We start from the raw sequence: 24573 nt of genomic DNA, 5'->3' as shown, positions 1-24573 counted from the left end.
CATAATTATGAAAATCCGAGTCCTACACTGCATCGAAACCATCGCCTTTGGAGGAGTTGAGCAAACCTTGCTAACTTTAATTCGAGGCTTGGATAAAGAAAGATTTGAACATAGAATAATATGTACCTGGAAAGGTGGACCTGTTGCTGAAGCTTTAGAAAGAGAAGGGGTAGAGATAACAGCTGTTGGTGCTTTCAGGCATCCATTTGAATGGCTAAAGCATAGACAGGTGGGCAAGTTAATTAAGAGCTTTAAACCACATATATTGCATGGTGCAGTCTTTGAAGGAATGAGTATGGCGGCATTTGGTTCTTTATTCTGGGATGTTCCGGTCACTGTATTTGAGGAAACTTCGGATCCTCAAAACCGATCTATAAAAGCTAATTTGTTGCTTCGACTGTTTTCTAGTCAAGCTGATGTAATCCAAGCAATTTCCACAAATGTAGGAACATACTTAAAGGAACAAACAGGGATACAGCCAGTCAAAATCAGGGTAATAACAAATGGAGTCCAGGTTCCAAATAATCCCAGAGAAAATGAATTAAGAGCCCTAAAAAAGAAGTATTCCTTAGACGATGATCAACTGATTATAGGGTTGGTAGGGCGGCTATTTGATGACCATAAGCGGGTTTCTGATTTAATACAGGCAGTTAAGATTCTCGGTAATAAAGATTTAAAAGTACTAATAGTAGGGGATGGGAAGGATAAAAATTCGCTCCAAAATCTTGCCAAGAATTCTGGACTTTGGGATCAAATTATTTTTACAGGCTTTCAATCAGAGACCAATTTGTTTTATAAATTGATGGATATTTTAGTAATCCCATCTGCAAGAGAAGGATTTGGTTTGGTTGCAGCAGAAGCAATGTTACATGGACTTCCAATTATAGCTTCAAATGTAGGCGGTTTAAAAGATGTGGTTTTGAATGGGCAAACCGGCTTTCTAATACCACCCCGTTCTCCCAAATCTATTGCAGAGAAGATTCAGCTTCTGATCGACCAACCTGACCTCCGTAGAAGAATGGGAGAATTAGGGAAAGAGCATGCCCTTAAGCATTTTACTGCCGAGCGATACTGCCAAGAGGTAGAGAAACTGTATCTGGAATTGCTGTCTAATAAAAAAATTGAAATTTAGAATAATGCCCCCCTTTCAACCTCTTGCGCTGATCTTAGTCCAAGAATCAGCTTTTATAAAATTGACTTTGGAAATTGCTTGATATAATCGTCATACTTCTGGTCATCCTCGCTCTTGTCAACTCTAATGCAAGTATGGCGAAGCGCTTTGGGCTGCCTAAAAAGTATGAGCTGCATCTCCATTATCTACTGGCTTATCATATTTTCTTCAGCTTTTTCTTTACCTGGTATATTATTAATTACGGTGGGGACTCTCAGGGCTATTGGAAACTTGGTATGGAACAAGTATTGATTAAAGGAGAGGTTACTTGGTTCTCGTACTTTGGGGAAGGGACTACATTTATTTTGTGGTTATGCTACATCCCAAGTCAGTTAATGGGCTTATCCTATTTGACAGGGAATATTCTGTTTGGGGCATTGGGCTTTATAGGGATACGCTATATCTATGTGATGACAGCAGCGTTATTTCCTACAAATTATGAGGTCTTTGGTATCCCACTATTTCCTACCGTTTTTTACTTTCTGAATCTACATTTCTGGACTGCAGGGGTGGGGAAGGATGCAATCTGCTTTTGGGGGATAGCTTGGTTTCTATTTGCCATTCAAGAATATAAAGGGAGATGGTGGCAGGCCGTTATTGCTTTATTCTTTATTTACCTTTCCAGGCCGCATATGGGGCAAGCCATAGTTTCTGGGGCTGGCTTGGCCATTTTAATGGGTTCGGAAGTAAAACTGGGCTATAAGATAGCCCTGAGTAGCCTGGCTGCTGTGGGAGCTGTTTTATTGCTTCCCAGCACCCTTGAAACCTTAAGAATAGAAGAGCTGAGCTTAGAGTCATTAGAAACCATGTCTGGTGTTCGAAGTGCTGGATTGAACACGAGAAATGTAGGGTCTGGTTTTGCCCTACAGAGCTACCCCTGGCCCTTGAAATTATTTACCTATATGTTCCGGCCACTTTTCTTTGATGCGCATAATTTTGTGTCTTTTTTCAGTTCTTTTGAAAATTTGCTTTACCTATATCTGAGTTTCTTTATCTATAGAAACTGGACTCCTGAAGCGATACGGGATATGCCACTGTTTATCAAGGCAGGGATGATTACCTTTATTCCGGTAACCCTGGCGTTTATGAATGCGCTTAGTAACACCGGGATTATCATGCGCATGAAGAATATGACCATGATCTACTTTTTGCTGTTTTGCTTCTTTCTGATCGCCTATAATAAGAAGCTGCGCATACAGCAAGTGAAGGAAAAGGTAAGGTATTATAAGCAGAGAGAAGCGATTAAGGCCAGGAAGAGCAAGCGTGCTGCGGGGTAGTTTTTTTCTGGTGGTCAGTTTTCAGTAGAAAGTCTCAGTCGCAGTGGACAGTTGCAGTTTTTAAGGTTCTGTGTTTCATTAGAGGGGGAGATTTCTCCTCGCATTACCAATTCAAACCAGTATAACACTCTCTTGTTGTCTTCTGGTCATCTCGACGAGGCACAGCCTGTCCCGAATCATCGGGAAGGAGAGATCTCCCTCTTAACCCTAGCAGAATCCCGCACCGTGGTCTGTGTCCGCACAGACCACTATTGGTTTCGCTGATCGTGATTTGTTGATCGGTTTGAACGCCTGATTAGGAGCTGTTCCAAACCGTAGGACTCCAATCCGGTTTTCGTTTCCATCTTGCTGGCACAACCTTCGCGTTTCCAAATGAAAATCCAGGGCCAGCGCTTGTGATCTGACCTGATTTTTTTTCACCGGGTTAAAACCCGGCGCTACAAATCTGTCACCCCGCTGGGGTTTTTCCACCACCCAAACACCGGACACCCGACCTCCCAACCTCCCAACCTCCAAAATATTGGATACCGAAGGTCAAAGTACCGAAATCAGTAACTTTAAACTTTTCATTTTAAACTATTCCATCTGTGATTGAGTCTAATTCTGGCCAAGCGTATGAGGTTCAGGTTTTAGATTTCACACTTTAGCCTTCTGACTTCCAAAGAGATTTCTCCTCCTCCTTCGTCGTTGTCGAAATGACCCAGTAACGCGATCTCGCTGCGGCGGTCATCTCGAAGGAGCTCCGGAATCGGTTAGGGAAGCTAAGTCTGATTATGCGACTGAGAGATCTCAATCAACTTCCCGACACGCAAACATCGGTCACCCGACACCCGACCTCCAAAATATTGAACTCCGAATGTCAAAGTACCGAAAACGGTAACTTTAAACTTTTCATTTTAAACTCTCAACTCTTCCATCTTGCTGGCACAACCTTCGCGTTTCCAAATGAAAATCCAGGGCCAGCGCTTGTGATCTGACCTGATTTTTTTTCACCGGGTTAAAACCCGGTGCTACAAATCTGTCACCCCGCTGGGGTTTTTCCACCACTCAACTGCCGGACACCCGACCTCCCAACCTCCCAACCTCCAAAATATTGGATACCGAAGGTCAAAGTACCGAAATCAGTAACTTTAAACTTTCCATTTTAAACTTTCAACTCTTCCATCTTGCTGGCAAAACCTATTCGTCTCCGCCAGGCGATCTCGGGTGGTCACAGGTGTACGTCCTATTTCCTGTCCTGTGTTAGGTGCCGATATCGCTTCCCACGAAGTTATTAAAATGAAGTCGTTACTAGGACTGGGGTGCCATGGAGTATATGCGGTTTTTGGGATGCAGTCTGAGCCGTGAAGAAAATTGGCTAGCTCCCGAGTGGGCGAGGGAGATCCGCCAATTTTTAGGCTTGGACAAGTACCAAAAATCAAATCGGTGAACAATCTTTATTTTTTTCATAATTATTGACCGATTTGAAGCATAGACTCTGGCAAAGACTTTTGGATACTTTTGGTCTCAAAAGTATCAAGAGAAAGCACCTTTCGCACAAGCCATTATGGTAAATAGTGGAGTTGTCGATTGAATAAAAATAGCTGTCCAATATTGGTGCTAGTTAATCTTGCTGGCAAAACCTATTCGTCTCCGACATGCGATCCCGGGCCAGCGCTGGCGATAAATTGCGATTTTCCACCCAGGGTTGCGTCGTGCCTCCTTACCCTGGGCTATTAATGATTTGACCCCTTCAGGGTCTCAATTTCTAGTGTAAGGATCTACTTTCAGGAAGTAGCACTCTTGTTGCGACTGAGAAATCTCTCGTAGTTTAGTGCAGAAATGCCAAAAGAGATTTCTCCTTGCATTACCAATTCAAACCAGTATAACACTCCCTCGTTGTCTTCTGGTCATCTCGACGAGGTACGAGGAGAGATCTCAATTGTAATCCTAGCAGAGTCACCAATGGAGATTTCTCCTCCTCCTTCGTCGTCGTCGAAATGACCCTGTAACGCGATCTCTATGCAGCGGTCATTTCGAAGGAGCACCTTAATCGGTAAGGGAAGCTAAGTCTGATTATGCGACTGAGAGATCTCAACTAACATCCAACATCGGTCACCCGCCACCCGACCTCCAAAATATTGAACTCCGAATGTCAAAGTACCGAAACGGTAACTTTAAACTTTTCACTTTAAACTCTTAACTCTTCCATCTTGCTGGCACAACCTTCGCGTTTCCAAATGAAAATCCAGGTCCAGCGCTTGTGATCTGACCTGATTTTTTTTCACCGGGTTAAAACCCGCGCTACAAATCTGTCACCCCGCTGGGGTTTTCCCAACACCAAGCATCGGTCAGCGGACACCCGACCTCCCAACCTCCAAAATATTGGATACCGAAGGTCACAGGTGTACGTCATGTTTCCTGTCCTGGGTTAGGTGCCGATATCGCTTCCCACGAAGTTATTAAAATGAAGTCGTTACTAGGACTGGGGTGCCATGGAGTATATGCGGTTTTTGGGATGCAGTCTGAGCCGTAAAGAAAATTGGCTAGCTCCCGAGTGGGCGAGGGAGATCCGCCAATTTTTAGGCTTGGACAAGTACCAAAAATCAAATCGGTGAACAATCTTTGTTTTTTTTATAATTATTGGCCGATTTGAAGCATAGCCTCTGGCAAAGACTTTTGGATACTTTTGGTCTCAAAAGTATCAAGAGAAAGCACCTTTCGCACAAGCCATTATGGTAAATAGTGGAGTTGTCGATTGAATAAAAATAGCTGTCCAATATTGGTGTTAGTTAATCTTGCTGGCAATTATACCCTCGTCTCCGACATGCGATCCCGAGCCAGCGCTGGCGATAAATTGCGATTTTCCACCCAGGGTTGCGTCGTGCCTCCTTACCCTGGGCTATAACTATGGCAGGCCTTCAGCCTGCTTCTGTTATTCGATATTTGCAAAGGCAACTCCAACTCTTAAGATTTTTGTCGCCGCCGTTCGTGTCATCACGAACGACTTTATTTCATAATATCCACCGTGGTCTGTGTCCCACAGACCATTTGATCGTTAACTTCCCCATCTGGTCTAAATCTCCAGACCTGTCCGACGACAGGTGGGCTTAGACCCTTATAATGCAGTCTCCTGACTGCCAATCTCTCCACTCCCGCTACGCGACATTTGCAATGTCTAGCAACAAACCGTAAGATTTTTATTTCGTGGTACTGCCAACTTTTGCCAACAGCCAACCGCCCACTCCCTATTTTGAATCCGGCTTAGTCTCTGGATGTTCTTGCCAATACTGGACTATAGAAGGCATGTACTCATCACTTTCTATGGTACCTTGCAGATCTACTTTTTGCCCTTCATAGAGATAGATTTTTCCATCTTCCACACGCTCTACCGTCAAACCCTCTCCATCCAATAGTCCCTTCACCTTTTTCCAATCTTCCGGATCGGTCACGAATGTTTCAAAGCGTATGTAAAATTCCTCGCCTATGGGAGGAATGGGATAATCGCTGGGGATATCTGCGCTGATCAATGGGTCAGTAGGAAAAATAAGTTTCATAATAAGGTTGATTTTGGTTTCCTAATCTAACGTAAGATTACCTCTAAAGTTAAGCTTTTGGTCGCCCCATCTGGTCTAAGTCTTTTTGACCTGATTGTAGAAAGTTGGCCCACTTCTGGTCCAAGTCTTCAGACCTGTCCGACGACAGGCGGGCTTAGACCTGCGATAATGCAGCCTTCAGACTGCCAGCTCCCGATAGAATATCAGGACAAGCAACCTTATTCAAAGAAGTATTGTTCAAGAATATTAGCCCCACTAGCTCAAACGATGATCTTTTTTTCATCGTTTTACTAAGAATCAATCGATTTTTACAAGATCAATAAACCCTTCTTTCAAATGAACAAAATCTTTGTCTTTTGTGAATAACACAGCATTGATTACAGACGCTGTAGCTGCAATCCACATATCATTTTGACCTATGGTTTTTGATTTCCCAGCGTTTAAAGTGGGATGATTATTCTGACAATATGCCTGTATTTCAGCATATGCTTGCATCAGTTTTTCATCTCTTCCGTCTATAGACAATATGATAGATTTCTCCAGAAGTTTTCTCCAACGCTCAGTCTGTTTTTGACCGTAATTTTTTCTTAGAAAAAAGCCTTCAATTTCCCCTATACTGATTGCAGAAAGTAAAATTATGGTACCGGGATCTGTCAATAAATTATATTCCTCCTCGACTCTAGTATAAGTAGCATCACCTCTCATATAATGAAGAATCAGCGATGTGTCTAGGAGAACCTTTCTCATCAATCTAATTCTTTTAATGATGCTTCAAATTCCTCGTCCGTTTCTGATCCCGGCCAGGAACCCACGATTAGGCTCAAAGGATTGATCTCCTTGCCCTCTTTCAATTGCCTGTTGATCTGCTCCTCCAGGTTTTCATGTCTGGGTTTTTTAGAGAAAAAACTATCCCCACCGCCTTGCTCAACTAGCTGCTCTATTTCTATGGCAAATCTTTTCCCAGGCTTATAATGCTTCGTTCCCACTACGGTTGCCTCCTTGCCCCACCAATCTGAAATTTTATCAGTGTCGAATTTTTCCGACAGAAAAGCATCTACCAGGCCTTCTTTGGTCAATATTCTTACTTTTTGGGTGCTGAATTTCAACTCTTCTATTCTTCCATTGATTAGGACTGCTTCTGAAGCAGGGATTTCTTCTTCTATTAACTGAATCTTTTTAAAATCTGATTTTCTTAGGGAAAGTCCAGCAAATGAACCTTCATTTTTTATTGAGAAAACCTCTTCATCACTCTTAAATGACTTTTTGAAGTTTAAAAGCTCCTTTAGTAAGGGCTTGTCCAATAGCTCACTTTCATCAGGATTATCCAACGCCGCTTGGAAGGATTCTGCTACAAGACTTATTGGAGTCTTATGGGGTAAATCCTGCTGATGGGCTATTCTGAATAGATTTGTTTGAAAAGATGGAAGGGTCTTTTCAAAAGTTTGACTGTGTAGGCATAAAATGGTACTGCCTTTTTCCAGGCCTGTCAAAGTAATTCTAAGTGCATCTTCCAGTTTAAATGATTTTTTCGCTTTGCTGAGTCCTTTGAGTCTAAGCATCAAAGCACCTTCCGCTATTTTTCTCAAACTATCTGAGATGCTGGAAAGCCTCTGTAGGTCTATGCTGCCCGCAGTATCTAATGCATGTGCTATTTTTAGTTCATACTTCATGACTCGTTTTTAGTTCAAGCTACTCCTTATACCCACATTATTCGATGGAAGGTATTGCCCATTCACTTTCCTTCCAATATTTTTTTAATCGCCTCATTCATCTGCAGCATAGTATCCATCATCTTCATCATTACCTCAGTTTGTGATTTATCCGAATAATGCGTTTCAACATTCCCATTGAATGAGAACGGAGATTTTTTTAAGTTCTCAATTACGTAGCTTGGTTGGGTAGAAATTAACTGAAGTGGATCAACCTTAAAAAACTCAGAGACTTTCTGCACCATATCCACGGTGATCTTGCTTTCGCCCCGCTCGTACTTGGTATAGGTAGCTTCCTTGATGCCTAGGAACTCAGCTACCTCCATCGCTTTGGTGTCGGTTAACTTACGGTACATATAGAAATTCCTACCGATCTTTTTATTCTCCAATACAGTGAAATCTGATTCTTCTTCTCTCATAATGAAATTATTTGTTCAAAAATACGGCTTATAAGCCTATTAGATGCCGATAATTGTGAATAGTAGTGTTAAACTACTATTTATAGAGATTATACTACCGAATTTATTCTTTTTTGATGAAACATCTAGGTAAAATTGTCCAAGAATCATTTGAAATGGGACATTCTGAGACAATTTCTGCCTTTTTTCTTTCTTCTTCTCTAATTCAAAGAGAAGGTGGACGCTCTATTGTCCATTTTGAAGTTTTGGTTCTGGCTGTACAGTTTGGAAGTATGCAATCAATGGATGATCGCCTGTATCCCCTGAAGCCCAAGAATCCTATTTGAGGATTTCTTTTTAACCTGGATTCTGCATTAGGTTTCGTAGCGAGGGGTCAAGTTGCAAAAGAATCAGGCTGTTTGGAGAATGAGGCATAGTACGGCTATGGTGAATTCGAAAACAGCAGCCAAGCGACTGATTATAAAGCAACTTTAGCCCGCAGTAGATTAGCTAATGCATATTTCAGGTTCTGACCGTGAAAGGGGAGGTGCACATCCCTGAGCAGATCGGTTACTACGCACTCAGGTCAGCAAGCTCACAGTAGCCGGTAGCGCTGACAGATTTCTTAGTATTTATTTATTGCTGGTTGGCCAAGTAGGCTAAGGTGGAAAAACTATGTCTTGTGGGAAGTAGCAAGTAGCTAGATACTAGAGCCTAGAGTCTAGAGCCAAGATTTGGTAAGGTGCACGTCATTGCGAGGAAAGGCACTCGACGATAGGAGAGTGGCTTGACAAAGCAATCTCATAATAGTTAGTGCTAAGCAGGTTGAGATTGCTTCTCCCGATTCTCGGGATCGCAATGACGGTAATATTGACGACTGTCTCCTGCGACTGCCACTGCTAATCCTGTTCCACTCACGGCCGTGGACTGTGGTCGACTATGGACTATCGACTAAGGGCTATGGACTATCAACCACTTCCGTCTTCGGTCTCCCAGCTTAAAATTCAAAAGCATGAAAAAATTAATACTCATCTGCTTACTGGGATACCTATGCGTACCCACAAGCACATCCACAGCACAAGTTGCTGATCCACCCGGGGCGGATTTTCTTCATAGATCTATGCCCCCCGTCTCCTCTGGTGTGGGGGAGACCCATCGGGGCGGGGATACCCGTCCCGATATTTTGTCACCGGAAATCGGTGTGGTCAATACCGATGATTCGGTGGGGCAGGGAAATGAAAAGCCTACTATCCAATCTCCTGGAAATGGAATACACCTACGTATGGAAGTGGCACCGCCCCCAGGCCAAACGCCGGAAGCATTAAGTTTCCGCTTGAGCTCACACGAGTTGGACCTGCGGTATGATTATAGAACTCTATACCATGATTCCATGAAGCTGCTTGAAGGGCAGTTTTTGAAGGGAACCATGGGGCTATGGGAAGCCGAGGCCCTGCTTCCGATTGCAGATGGGTTTGGGAGACTGGACCTGTTTCAGGGCAAGCGCCCGCTGGTGCAGGATATCTGGGTGCAGCCGGGAGATTCCATCAGGATAAGCCTGGACCAAAGTTCGGGTAAAATCCTTTTTTTGGGGCCTGACCAGGATCAGCTCCGCTTACAGGTGGAGCTTCAGGATCTGGCAGCTGCATGGGAGCAGACGACCAATCCCATTATCCTCACTTCTTCCATGGAAAGAGTGTTGGACTCCCCGGAAGCACAGGCTTCCTATCAAGAGATATCAGACAACTATGTACCCGGATGGAACAGGAAAATGGAGCTGCTCATCCAGCAAGAAGATCGCCTGGGCCGAGCCAGGTTTCTGTTTGCCGGTACAGAAGACAGCCATCCGGTGTTCCGTGAACTGGCACGGTTTGAAGACTTAATACAGCCGGCAATTTATGATTGGCTATGGCTCTATTGGAAAGCCAAACTCAGGATGCAGGCGCTGGAATTCATTTATCTGAACAAGTCATTCGATGTGGAATGGGCACAGCTGCTTATGGAAAACCTGCTGGAAGGACAGGCAATGGACAGGATAAAAAAACAGACTGAATTCCCGATGGAACTGCTGGAATCCCTCTATCTGGAAAATCTGCTGCTGGAAGGATATACGGAAATAGACTTTGACCACCTGACCGAAAGCCTGCCGGAACACCTCCGGCAACAGGTCCAGGCTTTCTTTCTCGTCCGGCAGTACAAAGACCTGGCAGATTCTGAAGCACGGATCTCTTCCCTGATCACAGAGGTAGAAAATCCCCATGTAGTGATGTATCTGAAAGAAATCCTCATGGGCAACCTGAAAGGGAAGGAATTCATGAACGAGCCTTTCTGGAACGAAAAAGGTGAGCAGGTTTATCCCGAATCCTGGAACGGAAAGCTGGTCTTTCTGGATTTCTGGCTAAGCGGCTGCGGGGCCTGCATGGCATTTGCCAAAAATAAATTCCTCCCACTGGTAGAGGAGTTCGGCGACCACCCGGACATCCTGTTCGTGACCATTACCGGGGACAGCGACCGGGAGCTTTGGGAATCTACTTTGGAGAAGAAGCACTTTACCGCCCTGCATACCCTGGACTTATTTGCCGGGGGAGTCACGCACCCCGCGCTGAAGCAATACCATATCCAGGCCTTTCCGGAACAGCTGCTGCTTGACAGCGGTAGGAGGATTCTTCAGACGGGGGATTTTCCCACTACACTGGAAGGTTGGCGCCAACTCATTCTGGCTTACCTCGATGACCTTTCTTCAACTGATCCTGACCCAGACCAAACCCCAATCCATACCCCATGAGAAAGTTAATAGTATCTCCTCCGGCATTCCTTGTAATGCTCTTACTGCTGTCCGTACATTGGATGCCAGTCCATGCCTACCAATCCGCTTCGGGGATCAAAGGCTCCGTACTCGAAGAATCCTCAGGAAACCCTGTTGTCGGGGCCACGGTTTTGGTCACAGATCCCAAAACATCAGCAATCACCGATGGATCCGGGAATTTCACCCTTCACCTTCCTCCCGGTGAATATGAGCTGGTTATCAGTTTTATAGGCTTCAAGACGCTGCGCCAAAAAGTGAAGGTCCAAACTGGTTTTAGCCAGCTGGATACTGTGCTGGAAACAGATGAGATAGGCCTGGATCAGGTGGAGGTACTCTCCACAGGGTATCAGGAAATCCCGAAAGAAAGGGCAACTGGATCCTTTGACTTTCTGGACCAGGAGTTGGTGGATAGAAGGGTTTCCACCCAAATCCTCGACAGACTAGAAGATGTGGCCTCTGGGGTGATTTTCAACCGTTCAGGGGCTTTGGACGATAAGATCAGCATCAGGGGCAGGAGTACGCTTTTTGGAAACACCCAGCCCTTGATTGTCATTGACAATTTGCCTTATGAAGGCCCTGTGGAAAACATTAACCCCAACGACGTGGCCAGTATGACCATATTGAAAGATGCTGCGGCCGCATCCATCTGGGGAGCCCAGGCCGGCAATGGTGTCATAGTGATCACAACCAAATCAGGAAAATTCAAGCAGCCGATCCAGGTTTCCCTGCAGTCAAATGTCACAGTGGGGGAGAAACCTGACCTGTTCTATCAGCCCTTAATGGATATGACAAGCTTCGTGGGGCAGGAAAGGACCCTTTTTGGGCAGGGATATTATGATTTCAGAATCACGAACAGTGCGCAACTTCCTGTCTCTCCGGTAGTGGAAACACTCTTGGCTGCAAGGGAAGGGCGGATTACCGAGCTGGAAGCAGCTAACAGACTCCAACAATTCACCACCCAGGATGCAAGGGCCGAACTGATGCAACACTATTATAGGCCAGAGGTCAGGTTGCAAAATGCAGTTCAGGTGAGCGGCGGTGGAGAATTCTACCGCTTCAGCTTTTCGGCTGGCTATGATGCCAATCAGGAGGAAATCAAAGACAATACCAATGACAGGCTCACACTGAATGCGAAACAGGACTGGAGACTGCTGAAAAACCGATTGGATATTTCCACGGGATTATACCTGAGCAGAAATAGACGGATGCTCCGTACGGAAGTTCCTACGCTGTACCCCTATGAAACCCTGACCGATACCCAGGGAAATGCAGTTCCTGTGGTCGGCTTACTGAACGATAGATTTGTGGAAAGCACACAGGGATCGGAACTGTTGGATTGGAACTATGTTCCTTTGGATGAATTGGGGCAAAGGAACAACCGGACTACCGCGATGGACTGGAGGGCTAATCTGGGGATTTCCTACCAGCTGGCAGAAGGGCTGAAAGCGCAGGTCTTATACCAATATTGGTCAAACCAAAGCGAAAACCGCAACATAGAAACTGAAGATCTGTATGCAGTGAGGCACCAGATCAACAGCTTCACCCAGGTAGATGACTCAGGCATGCTTCATTTGCCGGTTCCCTTGGGCAGCAGGTTTACCCACCAAACAGCAGATGCCTCCAGTCACAACCTAAGGACTAACCTCAGCTACAGCCTTACCAGAAAATCGCATGAGCTGAATGCCCTGGCAGGATGGGAAATGAGGGATATCCAATCCTATTCGGACCAGATGCGCTATTATGGCTACGATGATGCCAAGGGACTCTCCAGTCCTGTGGATTTCATTACCCAGTTTCGCCAATATTATAATCCGGGATCCTTACAGACTATTCCCTACATGGGCACCCATACCGGAATGGTAGATCGGTATGTGTCCTATTTCGGCAATGCTGCTTATACCTACAAAAGGAAATATACCCTCTCAGCCAGTGCCAGAAAGGACCTGTCCAATCTCTTCGGTGTGGAGACTAACCAGCGGGGGGTTCCGCTTTGGAGCACCGGAGCAGGGTGGATTATCAGTGAAGAAGGATTTTATGATTGGGAATGGATGCCCTATTTGAAAGCCAGGGTAAGCTATGGGTACAATGGCAATGTGGATAAATCCACCACGGCCTTTACCACAATTCTTTATCTGAATTCCCATCCCTATGCACCGGGACTGCTCAATGCCTACATTACCAATCCCCCCAATCCCAATCTGAGATGGGAGAAGATCGGGATATTTAATCTGGGACTGGATTTTGAAAATAAAAGTGGACGGCTGAGCGGTACACTGGAGTATTACTCCAAGCGGGGCAAAGATCTGATAGGGGACTCGCCGGTACCGGGTTCCAACGGCATCTATTCTATCAGGGGGAATTTTTCCGAAACGAAAACCAGTGGATTTGATCTTACCTTGAACAGCATCAATATCCTGGACCCTATACGCTGGTCCACACAGTTGTTGCTCAGCGGGGTAAAGGATGAGGTGATCCGGTATGAAGGCGCAAGAAATGCTTCCCAAATGATGGGATCAGCGGGGAACGTAGTTCCTCTGGAAGGGAACCCTCTTTTCTCGGTTTATTCCTATCCCTGGGCAGGACTTGATCCTGATACCGGGGATCCCCAGGGATTTCTGGACGGAGAAATATCCGAAAATTATTCATCCATTATCTACGGTGCCACACCGGATGGGCTCCGCTTCCATGGTCCTGCCAGGCCTTCGATATTCGGTTCCATCAGAAACGGGCTGGACTGGAGAGGATGGAGTCTTTCAGTAAATATTTCATTTAGACTGGGCTACTACTACCGCCGTAGTTCGGTGGATTACATGGCCCTGTCCAGTGGGGAGATCTCCCATGCCGACTATGAAAAGCGTTGGAGAGAACCGGGCGATGAACAGCAGACACAGATCCCTTCCCAACCTGTTGGCATGGATTTCCAAAGACAGAATTTTTATCAGTTTGCTTCGGTATTGGTAGAAAAAGGGGACCATATCCGCCTGCAGGATATCAGATTGGGATACTCCTGGGACAGGAACGTCCATGTAGGCCTGCCCTTCCAACGGCTGGAGGTCTTCTCCTATCTGAATAACCTGGGGATGATATGGAAAGCCTCCGATGATACCCAGGATCCGGATTTCCCCGGAATGAAACCTTTGAGAACAGCCGCTTTAGGCCTTCGGGTCAATTTCTAACCCTAAACTTGAAAAAATGAAAAATTACCTGATGATAGGATCGCTGCTACTCTTTGCTGCCTGCGATACCTTTTTGGATGTGAAGCCCAATAAGGCCATTGATACCCCGGATTCCTTGGAGTCCGTGGAAGCGCTGCTGGACAATGCTTCTACTATGAACTATAATTCAACACTTTCAGTGGTGCTGGGCGATGAGTTCTATGCCGATGAGACGGCCATCAGTTCCATGGAATTGTTGGAACAGAATTTCTACCTCTGGACACCCAGACCGCTTCAACCGGATGAACTGGTCTTTGATTGGCGTGATAGGTACAACCAGATTCAGATCGCGAATGTATGTTTGGAATCATTGCAGGGTCTGCCTGATGGTTTAAAGAAGAACGAATTAACAGGAACGGCTCTCTTTTTTAGGGCACATGCCTATTTCAGCTTGTCCACGCTGTTTTTGGAAGGTCCAAATCTGGAAAACACAGGTCTGGAACTGAAGATTCCCATCAGGAAATCTACCAGTATGGTGCTCAAGCCCGAGCTGGCCACTAGGCAAGCTATCCGGGATCTGATACGGGAAGACCTGGACCAGGCAGTTGGCTTGCTCCCAACTAATCCTTCTTATCTTTCCAGGCCTTCCAAGCAGGCGGCCTATGCTCTGATGGCCCGTGTGTTTTTGGATTGGGAGGATTACGAAACTGCAAAAGATGCGGCAGGGAAAGTCATAGAAATGGGAGGGGAGTTAATGGATTTCAATGAGTTGGACCCCTCAAATACTTATCCCATACCTTCGTTTAATTCAGAGATTATATGGCTGGCCAGAATAGGGGGAACCAGTTATTTCAATTCCCAATCTGGATTTCAGATGTCTCCTGAATTGCTCGGGCTATATTCCGAAGAGGACTTAAGGGCTTCTATGTTTTATGTCACCCGGTCAAGCGGGTTTATCAATTTTAGGGGAAGTTATCTCAGTGGGAGACCTGTATTTGGAGGTTTATCACTAAACGAGGCATATCTGATTTATGCGGAGTCTCTGGTCAGAACAGGTGAGTTGGAAGAAGGGGAAAAGATGCTCAGTTACTTACTTGAAAGGAGAATGGTGCCAGGCTGGGAAGGGATAGAATTTTCTAATGAAACAGATGCATTGGGGATCATTCTTAAAGAGCGGAGAAAAGAACTACCGTTTAGGGGGTTAAGGTGGTCTGATTTGCGGAGAATTAACAAGGATGACCGATTTCAAACCATACTTGTGAGGGAATTTGAAGGGACACATTATCAATTAACACCCGAATCTGAAAAGTATGTTCTGCCGGTTCCTGCTAGGGAGCTGTCTTTTTATTAAAAAAGTAGGGGTAAGGAACACCCTCCTTACCCCTTTATAAATTCAGATTAAAGAATTCTGAACTTCTTATCTGTATTTCCTATAGGATGGGCCATAGAAGGCTGGCTATAGGTACAGGCCTCATTTCCGGGGACACATTCGTAGTCCTCATCAATGACTAAATCATCCACGATTACCCAGCTGGTACCTCCATTGGGAGTCGCATAAGTAGTCGTATGGTTTTGGGGCGTGGTAAACGCAAACGCGGCTACCACAGCAAGCGAAAATACACCTCCACGTAGGAGGTTTAAAATTGAGATTTTCATAATATTATAGGTTAAATTTTTGAACTTTGACATCCGGTCACTGAGTTGTTTTCTGCGGGGCCCATAGTGCAGGTAAACCTTTTTGAGAGGGGTGGCCAGATTAAAATCTGAACTGCGCATTTCAGATTCGTTCCCCCTGCTGATGTCCGGCACCCGCCTCGCGGATTCACGGACTGTGTTTTCTTTTTCTTTCTATCGCATTGTCCTTCTTCACCTGGTCCTGCTTCTCCAGAAGCTGAACTTGAATTCATCGCGTGGTCCTGCTATACTAGCGCGAGTCTTCTGACTGCATTTTGTCTTCATCTTGCTGGCAAAATACCTTCGTTTCCGATTGGCGATCCGAGGCCAGCGCTGGTGACAATTATATCCTTAACCCAGGGACCCGGCAATCGAGGCAAGCCCTTGGCTATTGCCTTGCACACTTGCGGCATGCTTCCCCAATCCCCAATCCCCAACAATTTTAAATTCACTCACTTTAAACTTTCTGATTCTTACTTAGCCAGTACCCCATAATCGAAATCATCAAAATCACCAGATTGAAGAGAAGATGTTCGCCCCAACTAAATGATTCTAGCACACCTCCACAACTACATGGGATTTTAGCTGTCCATCCAATCCAAACCAAGGCCACATATCCTGTAAATATTCCCATTAACAGCATACTTGAAAAAAGCCCTGTTTTTCTAAGCTTTGGGAGTAATAGAAAAACTGAGATAAGGATTTCAATTCCAGGAATAACGTAGAGTATTACTTCCTTAGACCAATCTGGAATTGCCTGATTATAGAATGCAGTTTTGGTGGCTTTCCAATCATAGATTTTGCTGAGAGCAGTATACGCAAATAAGAATGCCAGTACCCAGGATATTCCTTCTGTTATTGTTTCCGATAATTTGCTGTTCTTCATTACCATTCCGGATAATTTCTAACCAACTTCAGAAGCTTTTTCGGATTTTTCGGAATTCTGTGACGTAAAGCTAAAATTGATAGGGGTTGTGACGAAAAACTATACCTTGTTAAGGTGCCACCTATTCATTGTAAGGGGCTAAACACATGTTTATTTTCTAATCGTCTTAATAGAATGAGACCTTGAATTCGTGTACTACTTGTTTGAGTTAATTTTGATTTAGTTCGCCTTTATGAATTATCCAAAGTAAGTTTTGTAAACGTGAGTTTTTTAGGGTTTATGAGTTGTTAATTTTATTTAGCAGGAATAAAAGTCTGACTAAAATTTGTTTCGTAAAAAATTATTTCTACTTTAGTTTCAATAAGGCCTTTTTTAGTTGTCCCGGGAGTGTACTGGTGGGCGATGGCATGAATATTTTTGCCTTGCCAATAGAATTAATTTGCTGAACATTTTAATGATACTTACTAAAAGAAGAATCATCTATGCTCAGGATATCATGATTTTGACCGGAAGGAGTAGGTCGTACGCTTATTATTGTATGAAGCGGGTGAGGGAGCATTACGGAAAATCAAAGCACCAACTGATAACTTTTCAGGAATTTGCTGACTTTCATGGTATCCCCGTCGACGATCTGGGGTTTTCTCTGATCCATAAAACCAAAGCAAATTAAAAACGGATCCCATCTCTGATGAAATCCGTTTGATTTGGGGTTTTCCCGCCGGAATGACGATCCGGTAAATGCATAGAATGCGAAGGTAAATTAGACATGTTTTAAACCAGGCTGCTCGCAATTAGCCTGTACCGATTGCTGTTACAAATTTCAAAGGGATAATTAGGGCCTCGTCAGGGTGGTCACACATTCACGGAAAATACTTCCAGTGATACGGGATTTCTGTTTCCCCCTAGATGAAGCTCTGTTGACCCGAGTATGGCCTGCCCGCAGGTCAAGCTGACTCATTTCGTTTTCTTTAATCATAAGCTGAATTTTCATGAAACCGGCAAGACATTTAAATGCTTAAAGTGAATTGTCAATCCTGCTAGATTTCATAGGTGTCAATAAATATTTTATACACATGAAAAGTATACTAACCCCACCTGAGATTCAGTTTTCTGGGACAAACCCAAGAATAAAGTGGATCAACGATAAAATGAGGCCTTTTTTAGCTCATCCAATATTAATTTTATTATGCTTATGGGGTGCTTATATATTACTAGACGGTAGTACGACCTATTATTTTGAATTACCTACACCTGGATTTGTCTATGCATTCATCACTACAATAATTGGCTTTTTTAGTTCCTGTCTTTATTTCTTCTGGCTTTTCCCTTCTGTATTTTATGCAAAGAAACCTTGGAGAATTATTAGCCTTTCATTGCTTGGAATCTCTGTTCTATCCGGGCTTAAATATCTTTTGTTTCTACTAGCAGGAATCCAAACTCATACCCTTCTAGACTTTTTTTTCTATGAGTTGATGAGACAATGGGTGTTTTTAGTTGTAACATTTACAGTGTGGGGTTTCTATGCACTGATCAAGGCGCTGCAGGCAAAACAGAGAACAGAAGCCAGTTTTGACAGACTTAGAATAGTTCATAATAAAGGACAGTTGAGCCCACATTTTACACTCAACCTGATCGGGGATATTTCTGCCAAATCACTTCATTTTTCACCTGAGCTATTTGAAGATATCAACCACTTCATCACCATCTTACGCTATGCATACATAGACACTGAAAATTTCAATTCCCTCTCTGCCGAGGTTCAGGCAATACTTGCGTATTTACACGGTCAGAAATTAAGGTTTGAGAATGCTATCTATATCCAGGATGAAATTGATAGACAACTACTAGATTATGAAGGGTTGTATATGCCCAAACTACTATTGATCACGCTTATCGAAAATGTATTTAAACATGGTATTTTTCAGGATCCCACATGCCCTGTACTAATCGAGGCTAAGATGGTCTATGGGAAAAGTCCTGTACCAATTCTTTCTTTCTCAACCCAAAACAAAATCAATAAAGACCTTAAACTTTCTAAGGGGAAATTCGGGTTGGAAACCGTCAGAAACCTGCTGGATTACTTTTTTGATTCTGCTACGCTTACGCCCACAGTAACTGAAGACACCTTTTCTCTTACCTTAACCATACCCTATGAAGAATCCAATCAAACTTGGCCTAATAGATGATGAATCCTTAGCGTTGGACAGGCTTAGGTATTTTATTTCAGGAATACCTGGGTACCAAGTGGAATTTGCGGAGACTAACCCCCTAGATGGATTGCGTCTTGCTAGCCAGAAAACATGTGATATTTTGATCACAGATGTTCAGATGGAGAATTTAAATGGATTACTTATTTCCGAGCAGATGGAAGAACTTGGTGTTCCCGTCATTATCTGTTCTGCCCATGAGGAGTTTGCACTTCCAAGTATCAATCTTTCGGTGGCGGGCTATCTGGTAAAGCCTGTCAATGCCTGGGGATTGAAAAAGTTGCTGGAAAAAGTGTCCAAAAAACTACATATACTTAAGGAATCAACGCTGCAAATGTCTCTAGATTACTTTCTAGTGGAGGACTATGCGAGCTTTGGGTATACCAAGGTGGGTTTTAATGAACTTTATTTCGTCGAACAAAAGCAAAATTACTCTCATTTTCATGCTCCTCCCCAGATCTATAAGCAACGCTCCACCTTGCAATCTGTAGAGGTAATGCTCCCTGAATTAACTTTTGTAAGAGTCCAAAAATCCTTTTTGATTAACATCACTAAACTACAGAAAATATTAAACAAGGAGGTGGTTCTAGACAATGGAATGGTTATCCCATTGGGAGAATCGTATAAAGCTCAGTTGTTAAATGCCTATAAACTGTTTAACCGACCGTAAATAAATTTCCCCAATTTCTTATAAAGGCCATAGATTACTTGACGTTCATACATGGCTGTTTCATATGGAAATGAGCGGTTACAGCACATGTGTAAATGATTTGGGATGATACGCATCAGAACTTCCTCTGGAATGTCTTCAATTTTTGAGAATTCAGATTTGAAAAATGCCATTGGAACACTTTTGCATGATTGTGCAGATGGATTTACCGATTTGTTTAAATCCTTACGTTCTTGTATGGGAATATCTTTGACCAGTCTTTTATAATAAGCTAAAAACTCTTCAGTTTTTCCGCAGATTTGAATAACATTATAGTAGGTCTCTATTATCCAGTATTGACGCGTTGCGTTTTCCCAGGTGATTATGGGTTTGATTTGGTACTCATCATTTCCCAGAAGAACCACCTCAGATTCCAGATGAAAAATGGATTCTGAAACACTCATATCTGCGTCCATTAGAGCGTATTTATCATATTCTGGATAATAGAGGCTAGCGTTTACCTGGTCTACCCATCCACTTTCCATCAGCGATTTAGTCAGCTCTGATTCTACTGCCCACTTTTCTGTTTTTCCCTCTGTCAGCACCCGCAGCCTTATTTCTGGTTGTGAAGTGGTATAGATCAGGAAATACCATTTCTGTATAGGGAATCGACTTTTTATATGATTAAGAATGCTTGGTAGTGGTTTGAGAAGCAAGGGTAAAATCCCTGATTCCTTCACTGCTATTCGCAAATAAATCCATCGTTCATCAGGCGAGCTTATTCTGTTAAGAAAATCGATTTTAGGATGATTGTGACCATTACCTTTCCTGGAATAAATGATTTGGGGATACAGATGATGATCAGTCTTGGTTTTAAAGGGGGAATTTTCTTTCCATGGACATTCAAAAATTGTGATCTCCCGGATTCGGTTTAGCTCCTCCCAAAGAAAATCCAATTCAAGCGTTCTGCGCCAATTAAGAAGAAGTTCCCGGTCCAGATGACCAGCTATTATGTGACAAGGAATTCCTGATTGCTTTAGAAATTTGATAAGGGCGTTTTTATCAGAGAAATCCCCCGATTTTATTACCCATTTTCTACCTTGAAGTGTGATTCCTCTCCAGCTTAGTCTGGGGGTGTAACTGGCTTTTTGAAAAGAGGGGTGCTGGTAAAGAAGAAACCTATGCTGATCCTGGTTTCCAATTTCCCAGATTAGTCTGGACAGCGTATGGGATATTTGATCTGGATTCAGAGGGTGTTGTACTACCGGTAAAATTTCCTTATTCAGTTTTACACTAAATAATACCAAGCGCTTATCTCTGATACCCAGTAGCAAATCATCAACTCCTAGGTGATTATTTTTGATACCGGTACCAAATGGATAGATGCTGTAGTGGAAGACATTGTCGTGTCTGCTGATATGGTTGGATTTGGAAGTTTCGAAAAGTATAACATCAGCTCTCATTGAAGATGCTGTGCAGCTTTCTATATTATCAACTGTCCAATTCTTTATTTCAGCATCTAGGCTAAATCTTCCTGAATAGGCAAATGGACGGTTACAAACGAAATTTTCTATATAAATATCCTTTCCGCCCATAAGTTTAAACGCAATTTGAAGGTGATGGAGGTCTGTAGGTTTCTTGTCAATAAAAACACTTAAGTCTAACTCTTCCTTATCGTCCCAAAGAATTGCTGGTAGGTCCTTATAAAGATGTTCACCTCTATCAGTTAGTGCTGCTCCATGGCTGAAAAAATCCTGTTGGTGCGCTAGTAAAGAAAGAGGCACAAAGCGATCATCATATGATTGGACAAACCAAGATTTGAAGTTCCTTAAATACTCACTTTCTACTGGAACAAACAGATTCCCAATCTCAGAAATCAAGCTTTCCAGTTTTTTATGAATTCCCTGGGATAGTGTCATTTTGGATTTTATTCTCACATCAAATCCTATACTAACAGGGTTTGACTCCACTTCCGGAAACCCTTCCCTAATAATTATTCCAGACTCCAACAACATTTCCCATAAGGTGCTTAGCTCTTGAATGTTACTTGTGTTGAAAAATTTCTGAAAATTTGAGAAATGGAGGATTTCTGATTTTTTAAAGTAGGATAGAAGAATCAGGATTAGGGGGTTTTTATCCAGATAGCTGATTCTCCATCCTTCTTCCTTACTGCAGTAACTCCAGAATTGAACCTGAGAAGTATATTCTTTTAGTCCTGGCGCTAGTCTAAATCTACCAGTAAGCTTTGGCTGTTGTTTATGGTTCAGGTATTTTTCATTTTCAATTGGACTATAGGCCAATGGGTGATCCACTTGATTGCAATCACCCCATCGTCCTAAACCTACCCCTGCCCATAGCCCAAATGGGGTTGCACGGTATCTGCCTCTGAGTAAGTACTTATGTATTTTTGCCTGAGTGGCAAAGCTTAAAGAGTCGAACTGCTTTTTTTCAATTTCCTGAAATAGTGAATCTGAGGAAAGGCGTATAGCTTCTTTAATCCAATTCCAGTTTTTTTGGATTTCACCTTTGTCCATTGGGTCGAAATCCACTAAGTGCATTCTGTATAAAAAATCCATGGTTTTTTTGCCCGCCTAATTCATGAAAACTGAGGAAAAAATCCGATTTCAGGGACATACACCAACCAGAAGGGAGGAATGATGAAATTAAGTCATTTTATTACCTGTTGATACTGGCTTTCATGATTGTTAAAGGGCGGGATACTTTTTTAGCACACACGGAATTGGCATTTAAATCTAAATCTGAATTCCAGTTTTTTACTAAGAATCCACAGAATCCATAGTTTCCACTAATACTTTGAAGAGTGAAAAATTTCTTCCAGTTTGAGCTCATAATCAATTTTTAATCAGGGGAGTAAGTAAAGGTTAATGCCCTTTGACCAATAGGCAGAACTGAGCTACTTTCCACAAATGCTATTACTATGTTGAAGAGAAGATGTATTATTTGCGCCAAGGATATCCAGATGATCACCGGAAAAAGTGAGCGATATGCCCATTACCTAATACAGAAAATGAAGGCTTTTTTTAAAAAGGAAAATCATCAATTTATCACCGTAAGGGAGTTTTCTGAATTTTCAGGAATTACTCTGGAAGAAATCAGGGAGTATTTGTATTGAGGCGGTCAGGAGCCTAAGGGAATCCATTGTGGTTTCAAAATCAGTCGAAATTAGAAGCTATTCTTCACCTGATGCTATTATTATCTGGCTCCCAGGTTTCCCCTCTATAATAGCTGATTTTCATAAAGTCTGGATACTTTCCGAGATATGCAGCTCAGACTACCTCAGCAGCTAGGTGTAGTCCAGATAAGAACTTGCTTATAACAGGTATAGTATAAGTACCCTGAATAAATAATGTAAACAGGAAAAGGCAGTAAATGGGGAACTAGTATTTGGAAGGGGTTCCTCCCAGTCTTCTCCCATATTGGTTTTACATTTCTTCGCTCAGAAGCAGGGAAACCAAGAATAAAGGAAGAATAAAATCAATAGGACTTAAAAAGCTGGTATTACCCCCGTTTTCCAGTCAGTAGTTTGTCAAACAGCTATCAATTTATACTTAGAAATCATGGGAATTATTCAAAACAACATTTTCGGAGCGATCAGAGGTTCGATGGGAAATCTGGTATTTTATCAGCTAAATGGTAAAACGGTGATCAGACAGAAACCGGGGCCCCGACAGAAACCTGCTAGTGAGCGGCAGTTATATCAGCAGGAGGCATTTAGAATTGGACAGAAGTTCGTTACACCGCTCAGGGAAGCCCTGAATTTCACCTTGAAGAAGAAGAAAGGTGGGTTTGGTTCAGGCGTAAACAGAGCTTTAAGCTGGGTGATAAGGAATGCTATAGTCAATGAAAATAAAAAGCCCATACTTTACCCTGAAAAGGTTAAAGTAACCAAAGGGTGGCTGTTAGGTCCCGAAAACCTGATGGCAGAAAGAGTTTCCTCTTTTAAAATCATATTGAACTGGTCGCCCAATGCCTGGCAGGGATCAGGTAGGGAAGAAGACAGGCTGTTTGTTATAGTGTATTCTCCTGAATCAAAAAAAGTACATACCATCTATGAAGGTAATTATAGAAAGTCAGGAAGCCAACTTGTGGAACTTCCCTGGACTGATCCTGAAATAGGGAAGGTTTATATTTATGTTTCCTTCTATTCACAGAATGGCTATGTTCGGGAATTTTCGGATTCAGTCTGTTTGGGGACGCTATGATTTTAGGGAGATAGCAATAGTCTTACTTTGCCATTCATCAGTTTTTATATAGTTGAATATCAAATCTGGTTTCCCGATATTCTTGCTGGCGCCACGCCTACGTCTCCGAATCACAATCCCGGGCCAGCGCTGGGGAAAACTTTAATTCTCGTTTTGCGCCGGGTTGAAACCCGCCGCTACCCAGATTTCGTCCCTATGGGACTTTGTTTTGATAGTTTCTACCTGACTCCAACTTCATCATTCAACATTTGGTATTCATCATTCGAACTTATCAACATCCAAAATATTGGATTCCAAATCATTATATCTCCACCTTGCTGGCACCAAACCTACGTCTCCGAATGAAAATCCCGGGCCAGCGCTGGTGAAGATTTAAATGCCCGTTTTGCGCCGGGTTGAAACCCGGCGCTACCCAGATTTCGTCCCTGCGGGACTTTGCTTTGTTAGTTTCTACCTGACTCCAACTTCATCATTCAACATTTGGTATTCATCATTCGAACTTATCAACATCCAAAATATTGGATTCCAAATCATTATATCTCCACCTTGCTGGCACCAAACCTACGTCTCCAAATGAATATCCCGGGCCAGCGCTGGTAATAGAACTTGATTTTTTACCCAGGGTTGCGTCGTACCTCCTTACCCTGGGCTGCCCGCCGTGGCGGGGCTATTGAAAGGTTGGACCACTTCGTGGTCACAGGTGTACGTCATATTTCCTGTCCTGGGTTAGGTGCCGATATCGCTTCCCACGAAGTTATTAAAATGAAGTCGTTACTAGGACTGGGGTGCCATGGAGTATATGCGGTTTTTGGGATGCAGTCTGAGCCGTAAAGAAAATTGGCTAGCTCCCGAGTGGGCGAGGGAGATCCGCCAATTTTTAGGCTT

17 protein-coding genes are annotated in these 24573 nt (G+C 43.3%); 10 read left to right on the top strand and 7 right to left on the bottom strand.

Features of this window, described 5'->3' with window-relative positions; genetic code table 11:
- Positions 1-7: 7 nt before the first annotated feature.
- Both PBT90_RS11080 and PBT90_RS11075 read left to right on the top strand, forming a co-directional pair.
- Positions 8-1132 (top strand): glycosyltransferase, encoded by a 1125-nt coding sequence (locus PBT90_RS11080; protein ID WP_270129301.1) that lies wholly within the window; start codon positions 8-10, stop codon positions 1130-1132.
- Between the two features lie 134 nt (positions 1133-1266).
- A complete protein-coding gene (locus tag PBT90_RS11075) occupies positions 1267-2448 on the top strand; it encodes a hypothetical protein (RefSeq protein ID WP_270129300.1) in 1182 nt (393 codons plus the stop codon).
- 3227 nt (positions 2449-5675) lie between these two features.
- On the opposite strand, the gene PBT90_RS11070 is transcribed toward PBT90_RS11075, so the two are convergent.
- The 4 genes from PBT90_RS11070 to PBT90_RS11055 form a co-directional block, all read right to left on the bottom strand.
- Positions 5676-5984, bottom strand: coding sequence for a hypothetical protein (locus PBT90_RS11070; protein WP_270129299.1), 309 nt, complete (start codon positions 5982-5984; stop codon positions 5676-5678).
- Between the two features lie 297 nt (positions 5985-6281).
- Positions 6282-6731 (bottom strand): type II toxin-antitoxin system VapC family toxin, encoded by a 450-nt coding sequence (locus PBT90_RS11065; protein WP_270129298.1) that lies wholly within the window; start codon positions 6729-6731, stop codon positions 6282-6284.
- A complete protein-coding gene (locus tag PBT90_RS11060) occupies positions 6731-7654 on the bottom strand; it encodes a hypothetical protein (protein WP_270129297.1) in 924 nt (307 codons plus the stop codon). The genes PBT90_RS11065 and PBT90_RS11060 overlap by 1 nt, the downstream gene beginning before the upstream one ends.
- A 62-nt stretch (positions 7655-7716) precedes the next feature.
- Positions 7717-8112: a helix-turn-helix domain-containing protein gene (locus PBT90_RS11055; protein ID WP_264810637.1), complete on the bottom strand. Its 396-nt coding sequence runs from the start codon at positions 8110-8112 to the stop codon at positions 7717-7719.
- 991 nt (positions 8113-9103) lie between these two features.
- On the opposite strand from PBT90_RS11055, the gene PBT90_RS11050 reads away from it, so the two are divergent.
- The 3 genes from PBT90_RS11050 to PBT90_RS11040 are packed head-to-tail and all read left to right on the top strand — an operon-like array spanning position 9104 to position 15400.
- On the top strand, positions 9104-10873 hold the full coding sequence (locus PBT90_RS11050; RefSeq protein WP_264810636.1) for a TlpA family protein disulfide reductase: 1770 nt from the start codon (positions 9104-9106) through the stop codon (positions 10871-10873).
- Positions 10870-14070, top strand: coding sequence for a SusC/RagA family TonB-linked outer membrane protein (locus PBT90_RS11045; protein ID WP_264810635.1), 3201 nt, complete (start codon positions 10870-10872; stop codon positions 14068-14070). The genes PBT90_RS11050 and PBT90_RS11045 overlap by 4 nt, the downstream gene beginning before the upstream one ends.
- A gap of 16 nt (positions 14071-14086) precedes the next feature.
- Positions 14087-15400, top strand: a complete 1314-nt coding sequence (locus tag PBT90_RS11040; protein ID WP_264810634.1) for a RagB/SusD family nutrient uptake outer membrane protein — start codon at positions 14087-14089, stop codon at positions 15398-15400.
- Positions 15401-15447: 47 nt separating this feature from the next.
- Here PBT90_RS11040 and PBT90_RS11035 read toward each other — a convergent pair whose 3' ends face one another.
- Positions 15448-15705: a hypothetical protein gene (locus PBT90_RS11035; protein WP_264810633.1), complete on the bottom strand. Its 258-nt coding sequence runs from the start codon at positions 15703-15705 to the stop codon at positions 15448-15450.
- Positions 15706-16180: 475 nt separating this feature from the next.
- Entirely contained in the window at positions 16181-16609 is a 429-nt protein-coding gene (locus PBT90_RS11030; protein WP_264810632.1) for a MauE/DoxX family redox-associated membrane protein, read from the bottom strand.
- A 454-nt stretch (positions 16610-17063) separates the two neighbouring features.
- On the opposite strand from PBT90_RS11030, the gene PBT90_RS11025 reads away from it, so the two are divergent.
- The 3 genes from PBT90_RS11025 to PBT90_RS11015 all read left to right on the top strand — a co-directional run bounded on the left by PBT90_RS11025 (position 17064) and on the right by PBT90_RS11015 (position 19486).
- Complete coding sequence (locus tag PBT90_RS11025) at positions 17064-17279, top strand: hypothetical protein (protein WP_264810631.1); 216 nt, start codon at positions 17064-17066, stop codon at positions 17277-17279.
- A 403-nt stretch (positions 17280-17682) separates the two neighbouring features.
- Complete coding sequence (locus tag PBT90_RS11020) at positions 17683-18795, top strand: histidine kinase (RefSeq protein WP_264810630.1); 1113 nt, start codon at positions 17683-17685, stop codon at positions 18793-18795.
- Positions 18761-19486, top strand: a complete 726-nt coding sequence (locus PBT90_RS11015; RefSeq protein ID WP_264810629.1) for a LytR/AlgR family response regulator transcription factor — start codon at positions 18761-18763, stop codon at positions 19484-19486. The genes PBT90_RS11020 and PBT90_RS11015 overlap by 35 nt, the downstream gene beginning before the upstream one ends.
- On the opposite strand, the gene PBT90_RS11010 is transcribed toward PBT90_RS11015, so the two are convergent.
- Positions 19462-22041, bottom strand: a complete 2580-nt coding sequence (locus tag PBT90_RS11010; protein ID WP_264810628.1) for a lantibiotic dehydratase — start codon at positions 22039-22041, stop codon at positions 19462-19464. The genes PBT90_RS11015 and PBT90_RS11010 overlap by 25 nt on opposite strands.
- Before the next feature lie 362 nt (positions 22042-22403).
- On the opposite strand from PBT90_RS11010, the gene PBT90_RS11005 reads away from it, so the two are divergent.
- Together PBT90_RS11005 and PBT90_RS11000 are read left to right on the top strand one after the other, a co-directional pair.
- Positions 22404-22598: a hypothetical protein gene (locus tag PBT90_RS11005; RefSeq protein ID WP_264810627.1), complete on the top strand. Its 195-nt coding sequence runs from the start codon at positions 22404-22406 to the stop codon at positions 22596-22598.
- Between the two features lie 445 nt (positions 22599-23043).
- Positions 23044-23688 (top strand): DUF6266 family protein, encoded by a 645-nt coding sequence (locus PBT90_RS11000; protein WP_264810626.1) that lies wholly within the window; start codon positions 23044-23046, stop codon positions 23686-23688.
- The last annotated feature ends 885 nt before the right edge of the window (positions 23689-24573 follow it).

Source organism: Algoriphagus sp. TR-M9 (assembly GCF_027594545.1).
GTDB lineage: Bacteria > Bacteroidota > Bacteroidia > Cytophagales > Cyclobacteriaceae > Algoriphagus > Algoriphagus halophytocola.
Note: the sequence above shows the minus strand (reverse complement) of the source record. Positions and strands in the feature narration are given on the sequence as shown.